The organism is Gilliamella sp. B3482 (genome assembly GCF_026536805.1).
Lineage (GTDB): Bacteria > Pseudomonadota > Gammaproteobacteria > Enterobacterales > Orbaceae > Gilliamella > Gilliamella apicola_E.
In genome coordinates this window covers 61208-83058 of sequence record NZ_JAFNNL010000002.1, presented here as the reverse complement: position 1 = coordinate 83058, position 21851 = coordinate 61208, and the positions used below count along the sequence as shown (strand labels likewise).

The window sequence follows — 21851 nt, the reverse complement described above, 5'->3', positions numbered from 1 at the left end:
ACACAATGCAATTTTTTATTATTTTATTTCCTATTTTTTCTATTTTTATTGTAGGATTTATTGCTCAAAAAGTTCTGAAGTTTGATGTCGCCAATCTTTCCAAAATGTCGCTGTATGTGCTTTCACCTTTTTTGGCTTTTAAAACGTTTTACACACATACCTTAACCAGTGACTATTTTATCTATATTGCCTATATCTTTGGACTCTGCTTTTCTTTGGTATTTATTGTCAGCATGTGGTCAATTGCTATGCGCTATTCGGTAAAAGAGCGTTGTGCGTTGATTTTAAGTTCATGCTTTATGAACAATGGTAATTATGGCACCCCAGTATTACTGGTGTTTTTTGGATCGCTTGGATTCGATTTAGGTGTCATTATGATGGTGTTACAACAATTTGTTATGAGCACCGTTGGTATTTATTATGCGGCTAAAGGCAGTGCACATAGTGATATTGTGAGTCAAAAAGATGTAATAAAAAAAGTGATTAGAATGCCAGTTGCCTATGGTGCTTTTGCCGGAATTATTTTCCAGCTTTGTCACATTCCACTTTCAAAATCTATTATGACTTCAATTGGAATGATCGGTGACTCATCTATTGTCATCATTATGATTATTCTCGGAATGCAGCTGGCTAAAATAAAAATTACCCAACTTGATTACCCAAAGCTCTCATTTGCTTTAACTGCAAGAATGGTTATATCACCAATAGTGGCTTTTGCGATGGTTTATTTTATGCCTCTGTCACCCATGTATAAACAAATTCTTATCGTTTTAGCCGCAATGCCAAGTGCAGCCAATACGACCTTAATGTCAGTACAATTTGATACTCATCCTGAACTGGTATCTAGTGCAACCTTGGTGAGTACTTTGTTAAGTTTAATTACATTACCTATTGTTCTTTCAATAATTGGTGCGCCAATACCTATCTAAATAAAAATAATAGATGGATAAAATCAATCGATGCCAAGCCATTCTTGTTCAAATTGATTGACAAATTTAACCAATATTTCATGGCGCTGTTCGGCCATTTGTTTAGCGGTGTCAGTATTCATCATATCTTTAAGTAAAAATAATTTTTCATAGAAGTGATTAATTACTGTATTGGTCTGTTTATAATTGTTTTCATCAAGTTTAATTCGAGGTGGGACATTGGGATCATGCATGATATTGTGTTTATTACCACCATAATAAAAAGTGCGCCCAATGCCAATAGCTCCAATTGCATCAAGGCGATCCGCGTCTTGAACAATTTGCCCTTCGAGCGATAATGTGGCTTTTTGTGAAAGATTTTTTCGATAGGACATATTTTCAATAATATCGAAAATAGCGCTAATTTCGGCTGATGTTAATTTCAAACTGCGTAAATACTCTTTTAATTCAATTATGGCACTATCAACATCTTCCGTAACTTTTTCATCAATAACATCATGTAAATAAGCACTCATCAACACAATAAAAGCATTTGCTTGTGGCTGGTGGTTAAGAATTTTTTGGGCTAATCTAACCACTCGCTCAATATGCGCCATATCATGACCAGAAAAATCATGGGAGAGCTTTTGCTTTACATACATTTTAACGTTATTAAGAGTGGTTTGGGGTGATATAGTCATTTTATTATGCTTATTAAAATTTAGTGTAAGATTTTATTAAAACCTGAATATTGTTTATATTACCGCAGTTAAAACTCAACCGCTATTTATCCTTTTAATTAATAATTTTGACAAAGAAATTAATTATAAAAAACAAATAAAATCAATTAAAAAAAATCATTAATCCTAAATTGGTATCATAATTAATGACTGTTTGGCTTCATTTACTAAAAAATGCCTAGTATTTAATGTTTTTTTTATATTTTTTTTAATTTCTTTCGATTGTTTTCACTAATTCCGAGAGGTAGAATGCGCTAATCAAAATTCATAATCAGTGCAACTAACTGGAGTTGATTAAGTGAAAATATCAACACGTAAAGTTTTGCCATGGCAACTTATAGAATGCTTCACTCGATATCGTCAATTCATCGCTCTATTATTTGGACTATCTATTTTTTGTATTGCACTGGTAGTGTGTTGGCATTTATTAAAAACCATCAATATTAATGATTTAAGGTCAGCTCTACATCAACTCCCTTACCATGCAATTTTACTTTCGTTTTTATCAGCAATAGCTAGTTATATTATGCTTATCTGCTATGAATGGTCAGCTGCACGTTATGCAGGCGTTGAGCTAAAATTATCAACAATTGCGGTCGGCGGTATTTGTGCTTCGGCGATTGGTAATGCTGTCGGATTATCAGCATTATCAGGTGGCGCCATTCGTTGTCGGCTCTATTTCAAATATGGATTAACCACTATAGATGTAGCAAGGATGTCAATTTTTGTTACTCTTTCATTAGGCTTTACCTTACCTTTACTAGCATCAATCGCGGCACTAATTCATATTGAAAAGACCACGATAGCACTACATACTTCAGTAATCAGTATCGAGTTAATATGTAGTGCAGTATTTATCATTTATGCCGGTGTATTATTATTTTTACATGCTCATCGATTGTCTGAAAAACCTAATAAAGATACGCGTTTATACCAATTTTTTCATTGGAAAATCCGTTTACCTAACTGGCGTTTAGCTAGTAGTCAATTTTTAATTACCTTACTAGATGCTATTTTAGCTGGTGCGATCCTCTATTTCTTATTACCAAATAAGCCAAATTTTATTGTTTTTATCATGATTTATATTCTTGCTTTAGTAGCAGGGGTGCTTAGTCATGTTCCGGGTGGTGTTGGTATATTTGAAGCAATTATATTAGCCGCTTTTTCATCTCAAATTGGTGCCGCATCATTAACTATTGCTTTAGTTATTTATCGATTAATTTATATTATATTACCACTCATTCCCGCAGGAATTTTGCTGTTAATTAATGAAGGTAAAAACTTTCTTTCTGTTCCACAAGTAAAAGAAACCGATACTGGCATTGCTGCAACAATTATGGCCACCTCGGTATTCTTTGCTGGCGTAGTGATGATGTTTTCAAGTGTCATCCCTGGATTCAATCACCATTTTGTCAGTACCTTCATTCCTAGCAAAATCGTCAATTTTGCCCATTTAACTGCCAGCTTAATTGGTGTTTTATGTTTATTACTAGCGATGGGATTACGTCGCCGACTTTATTCTGCTTGGGGATTGTCCGTTATCTTGTTGATATTAGGTAGTATCTGCTCATTATTAAGAGGTTTACATTGGATTGAAGCCTTTACTTTATTATCGATAGCAATATCATTGTTCTATTTTAGACACGCCTTTTATCGTAAAAGCCGACTAAGTATTTTGCCCTTTTCGTTAAAATCCTTTGTGATCACATTTGGCTTACTTATCCTATTTGTTTGGCTAATTTTATTTATTTATCAAGATATTCTTTATAGTCACAATTTATGGTGGCAATTTGAATTAGATAGCCGTGTTCCTCGAGCCTTGCGTGCAGCATTAGGGAGTTTTATATTATTAAGTGGTGTGATGTTATTTTGGTCTTTCAAACCGGCATTACCCATCTTAACCATTCCCACTAAAGAAGAATTGAGCGAAGCCCATCAAATCATCCTCAACTCGAAGCAACCTGAAGGCGGATTAGTGATGAGTGGTGATAAATCATTACTTTTCAATCAATCAAAAACCGCTTTTATCATGTATGCAAGGCGAGGAAGAAGTATGGTTGCGCTTTATGATCCGATTGGTAATGATAGTGCGCGCGCAGATTTAATATGGGAATTTAGGGATCTTTGTGATCAACACCATTTACGCCCAGTTTTTTACCAAGTTAGAGCAAACAATTTACCATTCTATATGGATATAGGGCTTAGAGTGGTCAAACTTGGTGAAGAAGCGTTAGTTAATTTAAATGAATTTGATTTAACATCAAAAGGTTATAAAGATCTTCGATATACTTGGAATCGCGGGCAACGTGATGGACTTAGTTTAAAATTTTATCCACCAGGTACTGCACCGCTTGATGAGCTAAAAATAGTCTCGGATGCATGGTTAAAAAACAAACACTCAAAAGAAAAGAAATTTTCGTTAGGCGCTTTTTCGAAATCTTATTTAGATAATTTCACCATTGCAGTTATTGAATACCAAGGCAAAATTATTGCTTTTGTGAATTTACTTGAAACCAATCAAAACTACAGTGCAACCATTGATTTAATGCGAGTTTTACAAGATATTCCTAAATCCACTATGGAATTTTTGATGGTAGGATTGATTCTACATTATCAGGAAAAAGGCTATCAGTACTTTAGTTTAGGGATGGTCCCGCTTGCGGGTATGCAAAGGCGACGTGGTGCGCCAATGATCCAACGCTTAGGGGCGTTAGTTTTTCGACGTGGTGGACGTTTTTATAACTTCCAAGGTTTACGTCGCTTTAAAGAAAAATTTGCTACTCATTGGGAACCACGTTATATGGCGGTTCCCAATGGACTTGATCCTTTGGTCGCCTTGATTGACACCACTATGTTAATTTCTGGCGGTAAAACGAAATTAACTCACAATAAGAACTAATGAGATGAAAAATATCATACGTTATATTTTATTCTTTATGATTTTAGTATTCATTGCTGTTTGCATAGTCGTAGGTTGGTATTTTTATAAAAACCAACGAACCGCTTCTGTAAATACCATAGCCATTAATCAAAACTTTTCTATTTTATCGGCTACCCCAAAACAATCAGCTGAGGCTGCTGCTATAATTGTTGCCACTAAAGATAATCATTTTACGGCTGATCAATTATTAAGTTTATCTGAATCAACAGGCGCTAAATTAGTACAGTTTGAATTAGAACCGCAAGGAAGTTGTGAAAAACAGCAAACTCGTTTTGAGCAAGCACAAAAAGTCTTAAATGAAGATAAGTTTGTTGTTGCTGGTATGCAAGAAGGTGCCGCCTTTGCTTATCGGTGGTTAACCCAACAAAATGATGATGCCAAAGCTTTATCGATTGAATTTACATTAGATCATAAAGATTGTGATGCACCTTTACCCGCTCAGGCTAACCATGGAGAATGGCAAGTAATTTGGAATAATCCACCAGATGAACAAGTTGCCATTTTTCCTCGACAACAAAAGCAGATTAAAGTAACCACCAAAATTGGCGAATATCAAGCATCACCAATTGAACTGTTAAGTTTACATTTACCATCTATTTTATTTAGTGAGCATGAACCATTACCAGTAATAGAATTACCCGCTAAAGGTAAACAATCGCATCCCAATAGTGTTACTTTTTATTATTCAGGTGATGGCGGTTGGCGAGATTTAGACAAGGTTTCGGCAGAGTATATGGCTTCTCATGGTTATTCTGTCGTTGGTGTCGATGCACTAAAACTATTTTGGCAACATCGTTCCGTTGAACGTAGTGCTAAAGATCTTACTCATTTAATGCAAGAATATCGGGATAAATGGGGCGTTAATAAATTTATTTTAGCTGGTTATTCATTTGGTGGTGATATCTTACCTGCACTATACAATCGATTATCCAAAGACGATCAAGAAAGTGTACAAGCATTAATTATGATTGCCTTTTCAAAAGACGCTAATTTCGAAATAGAAGTAAGTGGCTGGCTTGGTCAATCTGGCGATGAAATGAAAACCGCGCCGGAAGTTATGCAGATTCCAGCAAATAAATTATTTTGCATCTATGGCGAAGAAGAAAAAGAAGATACCGGTTGTCTACAGCCAGAGATGAAAGGAGAGGCTTATAAATTACCTGGTGGTCACCATTTTGATGAAAACTATACGCATCTCGGTCAAATCATTATGGAAGCGATCGATAAACGCATAACACCTTAAAATAAGCAAAAAAGGGGCAATAGCCCCTTTTAGTGATTCAATTGATTTATAAGATCAATGCTTGCTGATTCTGATTTTTCCTTCTGATAACAATACCCCAATGAGGGTTGATAACGTACCGATAGCCGCGATCCAAGTAAAAGGCTCATTTAAAATAACGACTGCAGCAATAATGGTTAAAATTGGAACTAAATACAGATAGATACTAATTTTTACTGCACCAACTAATTTCACCGCATAATTCCAGGAAGCAAAACAGATAGCCGAAGCCCCAACGCCTAAGAATAGAATATTAAAAAGATTAGCCGTGTGCGTGAAGCGCTCCAGTCCCCATTTGAAATCAAACAGATACAACGCTGGTAACATCATCACTAAACCATAAAAAAAGAAGCGTCGTGTTAATAAAATCGTATTGTATCCATAATGACTGCATTTTTTAGTCAAAATTGAATAACATGCCCAAAACAAGCAGGCACCTACCGCAAGCAGATCACCCAATGGATTAAGTGACAGTACAAATTTACCATTCAAACTTATTAATCCAACGCCGAAGATTGCAAACAAACACCCGATATAAAATCGCTTAGCTGGCCGTTCAGTTTTTAAAAAGAAGATTGATAAAAGTGCGGTAAACACGGGTGCTAATGTGGTAATCACACCTACGTTTGAGGCGGTGGTATAAGTTAAGGCAATATTCTCACATAAAAAATAACAGGTTACACCACAAAACCCAGCACACAAAAACATCAACTCTTGCTTTAAACCTTGCCAAGCAAAGATCCGGGGCGCTAAAATCCAAAGCGTTAAATAACCCAACCCAAACCGGTAAAATAAGATTTCAATAGGTTTAAAATCGATTAACAATACTTTAGTGGCAATGAAAGTGGTTCCCCAAAGAAACACTGTCATCAAAGCAATCAGATGCCCTCTTGTCCTCAATGAAAATAACATTTAAGTTCTTACTCTCCATCTACTATTTATATGTTAATCATTTCCCTATCATTTGGTTGTCAGATTGGACATACAAAAAATAAAAATATAGGAAAAAGGCTTGGTCATGATAAAAATATCACTATTTTAATTGAAATTTAAGATCGGCTAGATTAACTTGCTGCTAATCTTTTTTCAATATGTTTCCATACATCAATTATTTATGCAGATTATTTGAATATTAGAAAAGCGTGCAATTGAATTAGTAAAAGCAGTAGATAAAAAAAATCCACTCAAAAATTGAGTGGAAGGCAAAAAATGAATTAACGTAATCTGAATATATAGACAGACTAAATCATAAAAAGTTCCAAATAATTTCAAAAAATTTCTTATTTTTATTAAAATTAATTATAACCAATTAATTTATATGATTTTTATTTTTTAAATTATTTAAAAAAATATAGATTTTTCGCCATTAAACAAAAATGATAATTAATTTGTCATAATAAAAATAATCAAATCTCAACGTTATCAAATGTAACAGGCTGTTTCTAAGAGCTTCTAACAACATTAGACGATGGTTTTATTCAAAAGAATAATAATTATCCTGATAAGATATAGCTAAAATTGAAATTTTTCATAAAATTAGCTAAACAAATTTAACGTGTACTGGGTTAGTATCGCCTAAACTTAACGCTGTGCAGACTATAATTTTAATATAATCAAAAAATGTGTGGTAGAAAACATTATTTCCGCAATTAAAAGACGTAAAACCAATTGAAAACTGGATTTGTCCAAATTTTGGCTAACTTGTATTCCCCCTTGATTTCACCTATAATGCCCCGATATTGTTACTTAATAACAAATCACAATTGGGGCTGATTCTGGATTCGACGGGATTTGCGAAACCCAAGGTGCATGCCGAGGTGCGGTTGGCCTCGTAAATAAACCGCAAAAAAATAGTCGCAAACGACGAAAACTACGCACTAGCAGCTTAATAACCTGCATAGAGCCTTCTCTCCCTAGCCTCCGCTCGTAGGACGGGGATAAAGAGGAGTCAAACCCAAACGAGATCGTGTGGAAGCCTTGCTTGGGGCGGAAGCATTAAACTTAATCAAGCTAGTCTATCGGTAGCGTGTTTGTCCGCAGCAGGTAGGCGAAATTTAAAGACAAACTACGCATGTAGTACCGAGGATGTAGAGATTTCGGACGCGGGTTCAACTCCCGCCAGCTCCACCACTTATTTTTCCATAGCAATCCATTAAACATCTCAATTAATTGAAGAGTTGTTAATTAATATTTTTCCGTTTCCAACTTATCCAAATTAATCCAAGTAAAATTAACCCAAATTGGTACATTTTAGAATAGAATTCTATGTTACATAATTTCGTGTAATAATTTACTTGCAATCTATAGAGGGTGTTCTGATAGGAAGAGTAACTAAGCCCCATAAGCAATACCGAGATCCAGAAGAAACCTACCATTGATAAAGAAATCACCCTGCATGATGGGGAAGGCCTATTTTAAACAATTACTATCACAACCAATACGTTTGACAGTATTTTTCAATCATAAAGTTAGGACTTTTTATTTCAGATGATTTAATTATGACAATCCGTTATGTCTGTTATCAATTTTTTATCAATGATCAACTCTCTTATATTAGATTGAATTTTTCTATTTACCAAATTTTGTTATAATTACTGCTAAAGCTCTCCTTTTATAGCGACCAACATCGGTAAAAATAATGAAATTTAATGAAGATACTCGTGTAAAGATTCCTGTTATTCTGCATTTAGTCCGTTTGGGCTATCAATATCTATCACTTAAAAATCAGCAATGGGATAAGACTACCAATATATTTCCAGTTCAATTTCATGAGGCCATGTCTCGAATTAATCCAGATCTAAGTCAGGATGATATTAATCGTCTGTTGCAAGATATTAGTTTGAGCCTTGATAATGAAGACCTTGGTAAAGCTTTTTATGAAATGCTAATTAATCGTTCTGGTATCAAACTGATTGATTTTGAAAATTTTAATAATAATAGCTTTCATGTTGTGACAGAGTTGACTTATCAAAACGAAGATGAAGAGTTTCGGCCCGATATTACCTTATTGATTAATGGTTTACCGCTTATTTTTATTGAAGTAAAAAAACCGAACAATCGAAAGGGAATGCAAGATGAATATCTTCGCATCAACAGGCGTTTTCAGAATAAAAAATTTAGGCGTTTTGTTAACATCACTCAGTTCATGATTTTTTCTAATAATATGGAATATGATGAAGATGCATTGCAGCCAATTGATGGCGCATTCTATGCTAGTCCATCTTATCATAAACTGAGCTTTAACTACTTCCGAGAAGAAGAGAATTTAAACTTTTCGACGTTACTTAAGCCACTAAAAGAAGAACAAGAGCTGACCATTTTAAAAGACAACAATTTGGAAGTTATTCGTGCCAGTTCGGAATTTGATATTAATAAAGACCCCAATCGACCAACTAATCGAATTTGTACCTCATTAGTAAGTCGCCAGCGTTTAGCTTTCATTCTACGATATGCTTTAGCTTATGTCGCAGAGCGCAATGGATTACAAAAACACATCATGCGTTACCCGCAACTGTTTGCCACAAAAGCAATTGAACAGAGTCTTAATAATAATAATAAAACAGGTATTGTTTGGCATACTCAGGGTAGCGGGAAAACCGCATTAGCTTATTATAATGTCGGCTTTTTGACCGATTATTTTCAATGCAAGCAAGTTATTCCTAAATTCTATTTCATTGTAGATCGAATTGATTTATTGGAACAAGCTCAGCGAGAATTTACTAATCGAGGATTAGTTGTCCATACTATTAACTCTCGAGAGCAATTTAGCCAAGAAATTAAAAACCAAAAAGCGATTCATAATCATAGTGGACGATCTGAAATTACTGTAGTCAACATTCAGAAATTTAAAGATGATGCGGATGTTGTGTCAAATAATGATTACAACCTTGAAATTCAACGTATTTATTTTCTTGATGAAGTGCATCGAAGCTATAAGCCTACAGGTAAATTTATAGTCAATTTACATGAATCTGATCGAAATGCCATTCATATTGGTTTAACTGGAACACCGTTATTAGGTATTAATAATTCGCGTCGTTTATTTGGTAATTATATCCATAAGTACTACTATAACGCTTCTATTTCTGATGGTTATACATTACGTTTAATTCGTGAAGACATTGCAACACGTTATAAACGTTCACTACAAAAAGCGATTGATGAAATTGAAGTTCAGCAAGGTGAAATTAACCGATCTTTAGTGTATGCAAACCCTCATTTTGTTGAGCCCATGCTTGATTATATTATTACTGACTTTGAAACCAGCCGTCATGCATATAATGACTCATCAATTGGTGGTATGGTAATTTGTGATAGCGCTGAGCAAGCAAGACAGATGTTTACACTTTTCAATGAAAAATATGCAGGTAAATTAAGACAAATACTAAGTGTAGCTGCCAACGAAAATGTTTATTCTAGTGTAAAAGCGGCTGAGCCAAACAGTCATTATGCCAATAAAAAATGGCAAAATAGTCAGGTAAAGTCTGCTGCATTAATTTTACATGATGTCGGGACCAAAGAAGAGCGCAAAAAATCAGTAGAAGAGTTTAAAGCAGGGAATATTGATTTTCTATTTGTTTACAATATGTTACTTACTGGTTTTGATGCCAAACGGCTTAAAAAGCTCTATCTTGGACGTATCATTCGCCAACATAGCTTGCTACAGGCTCTCACACGAGTTAACCGACCTTATAAAGATTTTCGTTATGGCTATGTTGTCGATTTTGCAGATATACGTAAAGAGTTCGATGCAACAAATCGTGCTTATTTTAATGAGCTACAAGAGGAATTGGGTGATGAAATTGAGCATTATTCACACTTATTCAAATCGTCTGAAGAAATTGCAGCAGAAATCGAGCATATCAAAGATGTATTATTCCGTTTTGATTGTGAAAATGCAGAAATTTTTAGTGATCAAATCAATCAAATTGATGATAAAAAAACGTTAAATATTTTAAAAAGAGCGTTAGAGGATGCCAGAAGCCTTTATAATATTATTCGTTTACAACAAGATCATGTTTTTTTAACTCACCTTGATTTTGAAAAGCTCAATCATCTTTATCGAATGACGGGCGATAGGTTAACTACTTTAAATTATAAAGAAAGCATTGAACAAGGCCGTGATGATCTCAACTTAATCAATATCGCTCTGGAAGATATTATTTTTGAATTTATCAAAGTCGGGGAAGAAGAACTAATACTTGCCGATGAATTTAAAGAAACACTTCGTAAAACGCGTGAAGCATTAAGTAACAATTTTGACCAAGAAGATACCAAATTTATCACGCTCAAAGAAGAATTAGAAAGGCTGTTCAAAAAGAAAAATTTACGTGAAATCACACAAGAAGAGATGAAACAAAATATACCTGTATTAAATCATATTTATCAGCGTATTAAAGAACTCAACCGCCAAAATGAACTACTTCGGAAAAAGTATCAAGATGATCGAAAGTACACCCGATTACATAAACGCCTATTAGAAAATCATCAAACTCAAGCATCGGAACGCAATATTTATGAAGCACTATTAGGTGTTAAACAAAATACGGATGATCTAGTTTTGTGTAACTTACAAATATTGGATAACGAAAGTTATTTTAAACGAATGGTTATGCCAAATATTATTGAACATTTTGTGGAACGCCAAAATATCAATCTTAGCATTAACGCATCTGACTATCTCAATCAATTGATTGTAAATGAATATTTAAAAGAATTTAATTATGGAGCCTATTCGTGGTAATAGAAACTAAGTTACAAACTAATACCCTAAAACTTATTGATGATTTAAAAAGCGTTTGTGCTAACTATGGGTTAGGCAACGATGGCAATGAATTTAAAATCATTACTCAAGCATTTTTATACAAATTTTTAAATGATCAATTTATTGCTGAGGCTAAAAAGAAAGATAAAAATCTTGCTAAAGTCAAAGATGCTGAAGAGTTTTATAAGTGTATATCAGCAATGAGTGCAGATGAGTTCGCTCGATTAGAGCGAAAAATGGATGGGAATATTGCTAAATTGGAGCCGATTCATTTTATCCGTTTTTTGTTTCAGCGGCAAAATGAAGGTGACTTTGCTAAATTAGTTGATGATACCTTGCTTAATATAGCGACATTGAATAATGATATTTTTGCAATCAAAACGGAAGGGGAAGCCAAGGTCGTTCTTTTTGATCGCATCAGCCAATTTATTGCTGATCCCGCAAAGCGTGATGAATTTTGTCGAGCCATTATTAATAAACTGGTGAACTTTCAATTTAGTTTTGAAGGTAGTTTTGCAAAAGGCTATGATTTTTATGCTACAATCTTTGAATATCTAATCAAAGACTATAATAGCAATAGTGGTGGTAAATATGCCGAATATTATACACCTCACTCAGTGGCACGTATTATGGCATCAATATTAGTACCTAAGGAGCAACAAAATACCTTAACCAATATAAGTTGTTATGATCCAGCGGCAGGATCAGGTACATTATTAATGAATCTTGCTCATGCGATTGGTGAAGATCGCTGTACTATTTATACGCAGGACATTTCGCAAAAATCATCTAACCTTCTACGCCTTAACTTAATTTTGAATAGTTTGGTTCTTTCTATTTCTAATGTGATTCAGGGCAATACATTACTACATCCCTATCATAAAGAAGTCAATCGATTAAAACGATTTGACTATATCGTATCTAATCCACCGTTTAAACTCGATTTTAGTGATTTTAGAGAGCAGTTAGATTGTGATGAAAATCAACAACGTTTTTTTGCTGGCATTCCAAAAATCAAACCTAAAGACAAAAGTAAGATGGAAATTTATCAGCTCTTTTTGCAGCATATTATTTTTTCACTGAAGCCAGAAGGCAAAGCGGCTGTCGTGGTACCCACTGGATTTATTACCGCCCATTCTGGTATTGATAAAGCGATTCGTCAGCATTTAGTCGAAAATAAAATGCTAGCGGGTGTGGTTTCAATGCCTAGTAATATTTTTGCGACAACGGGAACCAACGTTTCAATTTTATTTATCGATGGCGCTAATAAAAGTGATGTTGTTCTAGTTGATGCCTCCAATTTAGGTGAAAAGATTAAAGATGGGAAGAATCAAAAAACCATTTTAACGACAGCTGAAGAACAACAAATTATTGACTCTTTTAACCAAAAACAAGTAAAAGATGATTTTTCGGTAGTAGTGAGCTATGAGGAGATTGCTAATAAGAACTACTCATTAAGTGCTGGACAATATTTTGATGTCAAAATTGATTATGTTGACATTACCCCAGAAGAGTTTGCTGCAAAAATGAAAGGATTTAGTGATAATTTGGAAAGCTTATTTAGTGAATCTCGCCGCTTAGAAGATGAGATTACAAAGCAGTTGGTAAAGGTGCAATATGAGTAAATATCTTCGTATAGATGAAATAGTAGAAAGTATTTCCAAGACACATAAATTTGATATAGATATATTAAAGTTCTTAAACACTTCAGATATCTATTCAGGAAAGATAATAAATATTAATTATTTACCATTATCACAATTAAAAGGGCAAGCCAAAAAAACTATAAAGAAGAACGATATACTATTCAGTGAAATACGTCCTCAAAATAAAAGGTTCGCTTATGTGGATTTTGATGAAACTTACGATTTTGTCGTTTCAACTAAGCTTATGGTATTAAGAAATATCAATCCACTTGTAGATAATAAGTATTTTTATTATTTTTTAACTAATGATCATATGCTTTCAGTATTACAAACCCGAGCTGAAAATAGAATATGTTCTTTCCCTCAAATAACGTTTGATCTGCTAAGTGATTATAAAGTAAGAGTTCCTGATATTAATGAGCAAAAAAGAATTAGTAGCTTATTAAGCAGTTTAGACAAAAAAATCGAGCTCAACAATCAAATCAACGCTGAACTTGAGTCAATGGCTAAAACACTATATGACTATTGGTTTGTACAGTTTGATTTCCCCGATGAAAACGGTAAACCCTACAAGTCATCTGGTGGAAAGATGGTCTATAATTCGGTGCTTAAGCGTGAAATTCCTGAGGGGTGGCAGGATAAAAAATTGTCAGATATTGCTAATATCACTATGGGGCAATCACCAAATGGGGGATCATATAATGAGAATGGTGATGGTGTTATTTTTTTTCAAGGTTCAACTGATTTTGGTTGGCTTTTTCCTAGTATTAGACAATTTACAAATCAACCGATTAGATTGGCTAAAAAAGGAGATATTTTATTAAGTGTAAGAGCTCCTGTAGGCGATATGAATATCGCAAATAACGATTGTTGTATAGGAAGAGGTCTGGCTGCAATGAATAGTAAAGAAAGTTTCGATGTTTTTTTATTCTATGTAATGAAATACTTTAAAACAATATTTGAAAGAAGAAACTCTGAAGGAACCACTTTCGGATCTATTACTAAAAATGATCTACGTTCTTTACAACTTTCCTATCCATCTCCAAGTATTTTAAAAAAATATGAGGCTATTGTCTCAAATTACAACAAAATGATTTTTGAAAAAAGTCTAGAAACCGAAAAATTAACTAAACTTCGAGATTTCCTTATCCCCATGCTGATGAATGGTCAAGTAACCATAAAAGAGTGATTAATCCTATTAGGCCGTTTTTATGACGGCTTGTTCATTATTTTTTACTAAGCTTATTTTATGTTCTTCAAGTTGAAATCAAAATAGTAATATGTTTAGTTATATTTTAATTTTTAAAAATTAAAAAAAATTTATTAATTATAGTGATATTCAATAAATTCAACTCCCGCCAGCTCCACCAATTTAATTTTAATTAATATTAAATCCGTAAAATCATTTTATCACTTCATAAATGCTCTATTATCTGAGTAAAACTTTTAATCATATGACTAAATCTACATATGTTAATGTCAAACTTCACATATGCCTGCATTCAAATAAGTAAAACTAATTTAAATTATATAGATTGCTTACCGTAAGAAATATCTAAAGAAGAAAATAAGAAATGAATTTATATATTATGTGAATAATAGGGAATTAGATGTCGCAAATACTTTATCAATTTCTGATAATACTTAAAGGGCTAAACTAACTTAATTATGGTGTTCAGAATATCAGTAAAGCCCATTGACGTATTATCTATTAGAGCAGAAAAAGTTTTATTTAATCAACAACAACCCGTCCATGTAATGGCTGAATTGGGCGATTATTATCATGGTGCATAATCGAGTGGAATTTTTCGATTTGTTCTGCTGAAGCTTGGGATTGTTGTTGTAACACGATCCATCTTACCCCTTCTGTACATGGAGGTGTTGTCAACGATCCGCTAAAACGGTAATAATTCAATTCTTTTGGGAATAACGCCTTAATATCAACGGCGTTTGCTAAAATGGCGCTTTTTCCTGATTCTGTCGGCATTTGTTGCCATGCTTTTGCTAATTCTGAATTAGCCTCACCTTTATTAAACATTAATGCGATTACGGCCAATTCATTATCTTTGTTTTTATAAACAAAGTGTGCTGCCATTGGGAAATATTTGCCTTTAATGGTGTTTTCACTCGGTGTATGGAAATGAAATTGTTGTAATGTGAATATTTCATCGTCTATTTCTAATTGGTTATTTCCGGAAACATCGATCTCAATAGTATGACCGTTGTTAATGATATTTTGCTGACCGGCTTCAAAAGTAAGTTTAAGCTTGCTATGTTCTGTTTTTAATACATGATCAATATTGATTGGCGATTGATTTTTACCATTTTCACAAGTTGAATATTCCGGTGAAAGTTTTCCCCAGTTTTCTGGTTTTTCCTGCCCTTCATACCCCCAATGTGGGTGATGTTCAGCTGCAGAACAAGATAAGCTTGTTGCCATAAACATTGCGATAATTACGTTACGTTTCATGTTAGCCTTCAATGAGAATTAAATTTAAGTGTATAAATTTTATACCTCATTTATGAAGATGTCTCAATAAAATATACTTTTTTGCCTCTAAACCTAAATAAAAAGCCTTGAACATACTTCTTGTATTATTCCCGTTAATTTTCAATAAGTTAATCGTGATTGATAGTGCAGATATTCTTATTTTAATAGTTTTAGCTTGATACATGTATTTATGAAGTAAAGATTCAATTAAAAATGAAATACCGAGTTAATAATCACCCTAGCTCTCCTATTACGGATGAAACCACCGATCATTTTATTGTAATAGTGAGAATGAGGAATGATTCAGCTAGAAAATATTTATTATTTCATGATAATGCTATTGGAAATAAAAACGTAGGAGCCTTCAATGAAAATAAATTGTTTTTTATATGCAAAAAATATAAAGTTGAAGGTGTGGCTAATAAAAGAAATACTTATTTTTCACCATCCGGATATAAAAAAATATATGGTATCCCAGATAAGAAAATCTAAAAGAAAATGAAAATAATAGCTCTCTGTTTACTTGTTCCCTTTATCGCTAATTGCAGCAAAGGAAATGTGTCTAACGCCATTAAAAAAAATATAGAATCAGAAGAAGTAAACTTCATTCTTAGTAATTCCCTCACCCTAATAAATGGTGAAAAAATCTCATTATCAAATATATATGCTATACCTAACAATATAGATTCTATACAAATGGATAATGTGCAATTTGAAGCAACATTATCTGATTATTGTGGGAAAGGAAACTATATATATGATGAAGAAAAAATGGATGGTTTTTTACCTAAAAAACTCGAATTTATTCTTTATTATCAATATAAAAAGAATAATACAGAACCCACTGCATTTAACTTTAAACAAGATAATGCAAATCTTTACTTAACCGTTACTAACCATGAAATAATTACAAAATATTGTAATAAAACAAATATACGAACACGAAATACCGCATTTTTATTAAAGGTTTATTCAAACGGAGCTAGATATAATTTACTGGCGATTAATGATATAAAAAGTATCGATGAAATATGATACTTAATAAGATGGATAACGTGATGAAAAATAAAATAATTTACTTTTTTATTATTGTATTGCTATGTAGTTGTAGTAATAAACAATCAAATAAAGAAAATTCGGAAGTTGGTTTCTTTAATGAAAAAAAGAATATAAATGAAACGGCTAAAACAATGTCACCCATTATGAAAGATAATTTCGGAAATACTTATATTTTAAATATTTTCGATGTTTTTTCACAGAAATTAATTTTGCAATCCGAAGTTTTTTTTATAGATTATCTAAATACCTATGATCAAGTATTTGAAATCTCTTTGATAAATAAATTGGATTATGTCATTGTCGAAATACAAAACAGAATTGGTGTTAGCGCCTATGAGCTATTCATTCGAGAAAGAAATAATAAGTTGGAAATTTTCAAACAAACTGGTTGGGATCGTATATCTTATAAATTTGAAATAGCAAAAGATGATTATGATAATATAAATGCAAATTTGATCTGCTTAAGTCAAGAGATAAAACCAATAAATGGCATCATAAAAATCCCTGATGATTTAAATTTTACCAATGAAAATACAAAAGACTGCTTTGCCTGCCCACAACAATATACTACTGAAGAGTGTTTACAAAAAAAACAGTCGGGTGAAAAATTTAATTGGAAAGAATAACAGGAAAGAGATATCACATATTTCTAATCCATGTAATGAATTAAATGAGAAACATATCATCAAAACGACCACAAGAATGTTTACTGGATAATGTTGTTCTTATTCATTGCTATACTTTTAAGTCTCAAAATATTTTACTTAAAAGCTGAACTAGCAAAAAAATAATAGTCACGTTTTTCTTTTTAGCATAGTCTAATACTTTTTGGAAAACTCCTTTCATATCTTGAACTTGAAGGAAAATTTCTTCTGAAAGTTCTGCTCCGTTTAGTTTTGCGTTGGAATATTTTGCAGTATTATCAATATAATTTTTCACGGTTTTCTCCATTACTTTCCCTAACGGTGGAATTTTCGGTTTATTACTTCTTTATTGGGTAATAATCTAGTCCTTTTATATTATTATTTTTTAAAAGTTGATATAGCTTTTGCGATACAAAGACTTCTTTATAATTGGCATGACCGGAACCAAAATTTTCTTGAGATACAAAAAAATCAAAATTTCCAGGATGATTTTCAAAAGACGGAAAAAATCCTTTATTGTTTAAATGAAACCTAGTAATTTCCCACTCTGGGATATGTGTTTTCTCATCTATATTATTATCATTTATATTTAATTTAGATGAGGATATTCCTTGTGGTAACAATTGAACTACTGTAACTAGAGGTTTTTGATTACCATACCCAATTACACTTTTGCTTTGTATATTTAGTGGTTTAAATATATTTTCATAAATTGAAGGTGTAGTAAAAAATGTATCTTCAAGCCAATATATTGTTCCTATACCTTTTTTATTCCATTTAGGTTCGCTTAATAATGAGATACTTCCAATTTGCTTTCCTCTAATAATTCCAAAATTTTCACTTCTTTTTGTTATTTCAAATACGTTCTTTAAATAAGGAAAAACATTAAAAGGAAATTTTTCCAACTCATCATTTCCATCTAAGTCTTCTGGTTGAGGATATCCCAATATTTTACTAGACTCAATTGATAAATAATCGGCATTAATTCTTTCGTTTTCTGAAAATTCTGTTTTGACAACAGAAACATAGTTTTTATAGTTGCTTCCGAATATGGATTGAAGTTGCTCGTTCATTTCGTCATTTTCATAGAACGTAAAAGCATCACATCCCACACCGACATAAATATTTATATTTTTTAATTTACGAACTTCTTTTAAGGAAAAATTTTTAAAAAATCGATATTTTATTTTCATATTGATTAAATCCATGTATCAATTTTTTTAAACTTTTTCTATTATCCTTTCATAGGATAATAATTTAAACCTTTAATATTGTTAATTTTTAATATGTTATAAAGTTTTTTTGAAATTATTGTATTTCTTTGAGTTAATCCTCCTGTACCAAAATACTCATGCGTATAAAAAAAATCAAATTCACCGGGTGAAGAATCAAAAGATGGATAATAAGAATCATCGCTTAATACATATTTATCAATATCCCAATTTACAATATGTGTTTTTTCTTTGATTTGAGTTTTATTAATAATTAAATGAGATTTACTAATCCCTTGTTGAATTATTTGTACAACATTTTCTAATTTTGTTTGAGTTTTATAATTGATAACTGGCAAAGATTTAATATTTAAAGGTCTAAATATTTTTTCAAAAACTTCGGGTTTTACAAAAAAGCATCTTAAATGTTATTTGCCGATGCAATTTCATTTCCTCTCCAATTAGGTTCATCTTCTAAAGAATAATAGCCGATTTGATTTCCTCTTAATATTCCAAATTGTTTGTCAGTATTAATTATTTCAAAGACACCTTTGTAATAAGGGTATATATCAAATGGATATTCGTATTCATCTACAACAGATTCGTCATCTGGTTTTGCATACCCCAACATTTTATTTGCATATATATTTAAATACGGGGCTAATGCTCTATCTTTTTCTGAAAAATAACCTTTCTTTTGAGCAACATTATCCCAATCCTTATGCAACATATTTTTTATTGGTTCAAAATTTTGATTATTTTTCTCGATTTCAAATGAATCCCACCCTTCTCCTACATTAATTCCTAATTTTCTAATTTATCTTGTTCTTCTTTATTAAAATTTTTAACAATTCTATATTTTATCTTCATGGTTCTAAACTTTTTAATATTTCTAGTTAATTTTTATCTAATTCTTTAATGCATTTTTCTTTTGCTTTGTTAACATCTCCCGATATATCACCATAATGACTTTCTTTAATTCCTAATTTCTTTCCATATAAATCTTGAATCGTGATAATCATTCCGCTTAAGGCATATGGATTGGTTTCATGTCTGATCGCTCCATTAATATACTGGGTAATTTTTAATTTCGTTGATTTATGTCGAAACCAAATTTGTCTCATTGCCGCAGCGCCACATTGACGTAATGTACCTTCCGGATCATTTAACATTCGTTCATTTAAATAGACTAAGTCTTTTGCAGTGCCAACCCAGCCCAATACCATGATACAGGCAAAGCGTAATTCATATTCAGGCGATTTTATTTCTTGGATGGCGAGTTTTTTGACTTTAGAATATCTTAAATGTCCTAATATTTTAATCAATTCAGCTTGCTTTTGAGGTGTTTTTTCTTGTTCAAATTTTTTTAATAGAAACTCCCCGACTTTAGTTTTATCTCTTTCATTAACGACTTCTGAGTAAAAGAAAGATTTTATTAAGTCTCTTTCACCACTATCCAAATTCTTATTATTCATTAATAAGTAATGATACTCTAAAAAATCATTGGAATCTGATGATAACAAATCTTTTTTTAATTCAAAAATATGATCCATAAACTCATCTGTTCCAATGTATTTTTCATATTTTGCTTTTAATTCTTCTATATTCATACCACTGGTGTCCTAAAAGGATTAAGAAAGTTAAAATTTGTCTTATCATTATTTATTATTATTGAAAGGTGATGATCTTTCTTCTCCAGAATTACTTTAGTTGGCTGATCGGAGAAATAAAATTCAGTTCTTTAATTGCTATCATTAAATTGAACCATAGTTGACTAATCCGACTTTTATTTCAGAAGCTAAAGATGAAAATACGATACTAGGTATTACTTCATCAATACCTAGACAGAGTAAATCAGAATATCCTTTTTCATTTTCAATGCCCCAAAGTTGCATGAGGGATTTATTTGTAAAATTATTTGCCCAATCTGGAATAAAATATTGGTTAGTTTCTATTAGGGAAGGAATATGAACAATAAGTTCATCGGTATCATCATTCACAGTAATTTGTAAAAAATATTTGGATATTTGTACTACTATTTCAATATAACCTGTGGTATTGGAATCAAATTTTTTACAGTAAAACTGAGTTATGGATAATCCTATTAAGTTTTCGATTTTTATCATAATGATTTTCTTAATTCTTTTTAGCACATTTTAAAACTTCTCCAGAATTTTTCCCGCATTATGTTCGGTATTTTAAATAACCGTACCGGAAGCATATTTATTAGTGAGTTCATCAATATATTTTATGTTTTGTATTTTCATTTTATTGAAATGAATTATACCATTCTTTTATTTTAGCTATTTGATTCACTTCTGGGCATATTATTTCTATAATACTTTCCAATTTGTTAACAAAAAATAATATTTGAATATCTAAATTATCTTGTGTTTCAGCGGTTATAAAAGGGGTCCAACCAGTAGTTGAAATGTTTTTAATTTCAACTATTTTTTTATCATGAATTAAAAGTAATTTTCTATTTGTTCCTACTTCGTAAAAATCTAAGATATGTTGTTTTTTAATACCTTTTGTGACTTTTAATATATCATCTAATTGTTCCAGAAAAACAGAGAGATCACCAAATACAGTAACGTTCCATACTTCACCTAGTGAATTGAAATAAAACTTTATTTTATGAGTTTCATAAATAGCATCTTCAATGATAGAAAGTGCCTCTGTTAAGGAATCTTTATCATATAACTCAAACTTAAAGTCAGTTAGTTTCGTTAATGGTTTTTCAATGATTAAATCAAATTTCATTTTTTTAAGGTATTATTTTAGGGTAAGCTGTAGTTAAAATATTAGTTGAGCCATCAGAATTTTTTATAATAATAGCTTTTGTAGCTTCAACAATTGAACCATCAGGTTTAATCACTTGCCCTAAACCTTTAGGTAAATCTATAATATTCTCTCCTACTTTTAATTTATTAAAATTTTGTTCTATTAATTTAGCTGCTTCTTTATCATTTTTCCATATACCTTGTGATATATTTTTTTGCCTTGCAACTTCTTGTAATTTTTTGAAATTATTTTGTCCATGCTTCAAAAATGTATGTCCAAAAGTTTTTACACTTTTAGAAGACCAATTAATAACTCCTTTAATTATACCGCTAACACAAGGCTTAGCATTATGCACTAGCCAAGCGAGTTTGCCGACAAAGT

The 21851-nt window shown here is 31.9% G+C and carries 20 protein-coding genes and 1 other RNA gene; 10 read left to right on the top strand and 11 right to left on the bottom strand.

All coding sequences use genetic code 11. The annotated features are described in order from the left end of the window. Positions 1–5 precede the first annotated feature (5 nt). Positions 6–929 (top strand): AEC family transporter, encoded by a 924-nt coding sequence (locus J3U18_RS03590; RefSeq protein ID WP_267352954.1) that lies wholly within the window; start codon positions 6–8, stop codon positions 927–929. A gap of 23 nt (positions 930–952) precedes the next feature. On the opposite strand, the gene J3U18_RS03585 is transcribed toward J3U18_RS03590, so the two are convergent. Next, on the bottom strand, positions 953–1609 hold the full coding sequence (locus tag J3U18_RS03585; RefSeq protein ID WP_267352953.1) for an HD domain-containing protein: 657 nt from the start codon (positions 1607–1609) through the stop codon (positions 953–955). Between the two features lie 337 nt (positions 1610–1946). Here J3U18_RS03585 and mprF point away from each other — a divergent pair, with 337 nt between their 5' ends. Both mprF and J3U18_RS03575 read left to right on the top strand, forming a co-directional pair. After that, positions 1947–4547, top strand: a complete 2601-nt coding sequence (gene mprF, locus J3U18_RS03580; RefSeq protein WP_267352952.1) for a bifunctional lysylphosphatidylglycerol flippase/synthetase MprF — start codon at positions 1947–1949, stop codon at positions 4545–4547. 4 nt (positions 4548–4551) lie between these two features. Beyond that, positions 4552–5832: a virulence factor family protein gene (locus J3U18_RS03575; protein ID WP_267352951.1), complete on the top strand. Its 1281-nt coding sequence runs from the start codon at positions 4552–4554 to the stop codon at positions 5830–5832. Between the two features lie 54 nt (positions 5833–5886). Here J3U18_RS03575 and J3U18_RS03570 read toward each other — a convergent pair whose 3' ends face one another. Further along, positions 5887–6783, bottom strand: a complete 897-nt coding sequence (locus tag J3U18_RS03570) for a DMT family transporter (RefSeq protein WP_065734731.1) — start codon at positions 6781–6783, stop codon at positions 5887–5889. Between the two features lie 853 nt (positions 6784–7636). On the opposite strand from J3U18_RS03570, the gene ssrA reads away from it, so the two are divergent. The 4 genes from ssrA to J3U18_RS03550 all read left to right on the top strand — a co-directional run bounded on the left by ssrA (position 7637) and on the right by J3U18_RS03550 (position 14470). Beyond that, positions 7637–8001, top strand: a transfer-messenger RNA (tmRNA) gene (gene ssrA / locus J3U18_RS03565). A gap of 508 nt (positions 8002–8509) precedes the next feature. After that, the gene (locus J3U18_RS03560) at positions 8510–11614 is read left to right on the top strand and encodes a type I restriction endonuclease subunit R (RefSeq protein WP_267352950.1); all 3105 of its coding nucleotides are present in this window, start codon (positions 8510–8512) and stop codon (positions 11612–11614) included. Then, positions 11608–13260, top strand: coding sequence for an HsdM family class I SAM-dependent methyltransferase (locus J3U18_RS03555; RefSeq protein WP_267352949.1), 1653 nt, complete (start codon positions 11608–11610; stop codon positions 13258–13260). The genes J3U18_RS03560 and J3U18_RS03555 overlap by 7 nt, the downstream gene beginning before the upstream one ends. Then, positions 13253–14470: a restriction endonuclease subunit S gene (locus tag J3U18_RS03550; RefSeq protein ID WP_267352948.1), complete on the top strand. Its 1218-nt coding sequence runs from the start codon at positions 13253–13255 to the stop codon at positions 14468–14470. The genes J3U18_RS03555 and J3U18_RS03550 overlap by 8 nt, the downstream gene beginning before the upstream one ends. Before the next feature lie 543 nt (positions 14471–15013). Here the strand turns inward: J3U18_RS03550 and J3U18_RS03545 are convergent. Further along, entirely contained in the window at positions 15014–15751 is a 738-nt protein-coding gene (locus tag J3U18_RS03545; protein WP_267352947.1) for a carbonic anhydrase, read from the bottom strand. Positions 15752–15985: 234 nt separating this feature from the next. Here J3U18_RS03545 and J3U18_RS03540 point away from each other — a divergent pair, with 234 nt between their 5' ends. The 3 genes from J3U18_RS03540 to J3U18_RS03530 are packed head-to-tail and all read left to right on the top strand — an operon-like array spanning position 15986 to position 17457. Continuing rightward, positions 15986–16264, top strand: coding sequence for a hypothetical protein (locus J3U18_RS03540; RefSeq protein ID WP_267352946.1), 279 nt, complete (start codon positions 15986–15988; stop codon positions 16262–16264). Between the two features lie 6 nt (positions 16265–16270). Then, entirely contained in the window at positions 16271–16807 is a 537-nt protein-coding gene (locus J3U18_RS03535; protein WP_267352945.1) for a hypothetical protein, read from the top strand. 23 nt (positions 16808–16830) lie between these two features. Further along, positions 16831–17457, top strand: a complete 627-nt coding sequence (locus J3U18_RS03530) for a hypothetical protein (protein ID WP_267352944.1) — start codon at positions 16831–16833, stop codon at positions 17455–17457. 124 nt (positions 17458–17581) lie between these two features. Here the strand turns inward: J3U18_RS03530 and J3U18_RS03525 are convergent, their stop codons facing one another. From J3U18_RS03525 to J3U18_RS03490, 8 genes are all read right to left on the bottom strand, one after another. Beyond that, positions 17582–17770, bottom strand: a complete 189-nt coding sequence (locus J3U18_RS03525; RefSeq protein WP_267352943.1) for a hypothetical protein — start codon at positions 17768–17770, stop codon at positions 17582–17584. A 43-nt stretch (positions 17771–17813) separates the two neighbouring features. Then, the gene (locus J3U18_RS03520) at positions 17814–18668 is read right to left on the bottom strand and encodes a hypothetical protein (RefSeq protein ID WP_267352942.1); all 855 of its coding nucleotides are present in this window, start codon (positions 18666–18668) and stop codon (positions 17814–17816) included. A gap of 41 nt (positions 18669–18709) precedes the next feature. After that, on the bottom strand, positions 18710–19045 hold the full coding sequence (locus J3U18_RS03515) for a hypothetical protein (RefSeq protein WP_267352941.1): 336 nt from the start codon (positions 19043–19045) through the stop codon (positions 18710–18712). Positions 19046–19107: 62 nt separating this feature from the next. Beyond that, entirely contained in the window at positions 19108–19416 is a 309-nt protein-coding gene (locus J3U18_RS03510; protein WP_267352940.1) for a hypothetical protein, read from the bottom strand. A 166-nt stretch (positions 19417–19582) separates the two neighbouring features. After that, positions 19583–20296, bottom strand: a complete 714-nt coding sequence (locus J3U18_RS03505; protein WP_267352939.1) for a HEAT repeat domain-containing protein — start codon at positions 20294–20296, stop codon at positions 19583–19585. A 144-nt stretch (positions 20297–20440) separates the two neighbouring features. Beyond that, entirely contained in the window at positions 20441–20812 is a 372-nt protein-coding gene (locus J3U18_RS03500) for a DUF6334 family protein (RefSeq protein WP_267352938.1), read from the bottom strand. Between the two features lie 142 nt (positions 20813–20954). Next, positions 20955–21449 carry a hypothetical protein gene (locus tag J3U18_RS03495; protein WP_267352937.1) on the bottom strand — a complete coding sequence of 165 codons (495 nt, stop codon included), beginning with the start codon at positions 21447–21449 and terminating at the stop codon, positions 20955–20957. Positions 21450–21453: 4 nt separating this feature from the next. Continuing rightward, positions 21454–21825: a hypothetical protein gene (locus J3U18_RS03490; protein ID WP_267352936.1), complete on the bottom strand. Its 372-nt coding sequence runs from the start codon at positions 21823–21825 to the stop codon at positions 21454–21456. Positions 21826–21851: the final 26 nt, after the last annotated feature.

What these genes read in the sequence shown, in the direction of transcription:
- J3U18_RS03570 (WP_065734731.1), bottom strand. Translation starts at nt 6,783, where the DNA reads ATGTTATTTTCATTGAGGACAAGAGGGCATCTGATTGCTTTGATGACA.
- J3U18_RS03545 (WP_267352947.1), bottom strand. Translation starts at nt 15,751, where the DNA reads ATGAAACGTAACGTAATTATCGCAATGTTTATGGCAACAAGCTTATCT.
- J3U18_RS03540 (WP_267352946.1), top strand. Translation starts at nt 15,986, where the DNA reads ATGAAATACCGAGTTAATAATCACCCTAGCTCTCCTATTACGGATGAA.
- J3U18_RS03560 (WP_267352950.1), top strand. Translation starts at nt 8,510, where the DNA reads ATGAAATTTAATGAAGATACTCGTGTAAAGATTCCTGTTATTCTGCAT.
- J3U18_RS03505 (WP_267352939.1), bottom strand. Translation starts at nt 20,296, where the DNA reads ATGAATATAGAAGAATTAAAAGCAAAATATGAAAAATACATTGGAACA.
- J3U18_RS03585 (WP_267352953.1), bottom strand. Translation starts at nt 1,609, where the DNA reads ATGACTATATCACCCCAAACCACTCTTAATAACGTTAAAATGTATGTA.
- J3U18_RS03535 (WP_267352945.1), top strand. Translation starts at nt 16,271, where the DNA reads ATGAAAATAATAGCTCTCTGTTTACTTGTTCCCTTTATCGCTAATTGC.
- J3U18_RS03520 (WP_267352942.1), bottom strand. Translation starts at nt 18,668, where the DNA reads ATGAAAATAAAATATCGATTTTTTAAAAATTTTTCCTTAAAAGAAGTT.
- J3U18_RS03495 (WP_267352937.1), bottom strand. Translation starts at nt 21,449, where the DNA reads ATGAAATTTGATTTAATCATTGAAAAACCATTAACGAAACTAACTGAC.
- J3U18_RS03590 (WP_267352954.1), top strand. Translation starts at nt 6, where the DNA reads ATGCAATTTTTTATTATTTTATTTCCTATTTTTTCTATTTTTATTGTA.
- J3U18_RS03550 (WP_267352948.1), top strand. Translation starts at nt 13,253, where the DNA reads ATGAGTAAATATCTTCGTATAGATGAAATAGTAGAAAGTATTTCCAAG.
- J3U18_RS03500 (WP_267352938.1), bottom strand. Translation starts at nt 20,812, where the DNA reads ATGATAAAAATCGAAAACTTAATAGGATTATCCATAACTCAGTTTTAC.
- J3U18_RS03510 (WP_267352940.1), bottom strand. Translation starts at nt 19,416, where the DNA reads ATGTTGCATAAGGATTGGGATAATGTTGCTCAAAAGAAAGGTTATTTT.
- J3U18_RS03530 (WP_267352944.1), top strand. Translation starts at nt 16,831, where the DNA reads ATGAAAAATAAAATAATTTACTTTTTTATTATTGTATTGCTATGTAGT.
- J3U18_RS03575 (WP_267352951.1), top strand. Translation starts at nt 4,552, where the DNA reads ATGAAAAATATCATACGTTATATTTTATTCTTTATGATTTTAGTATTC.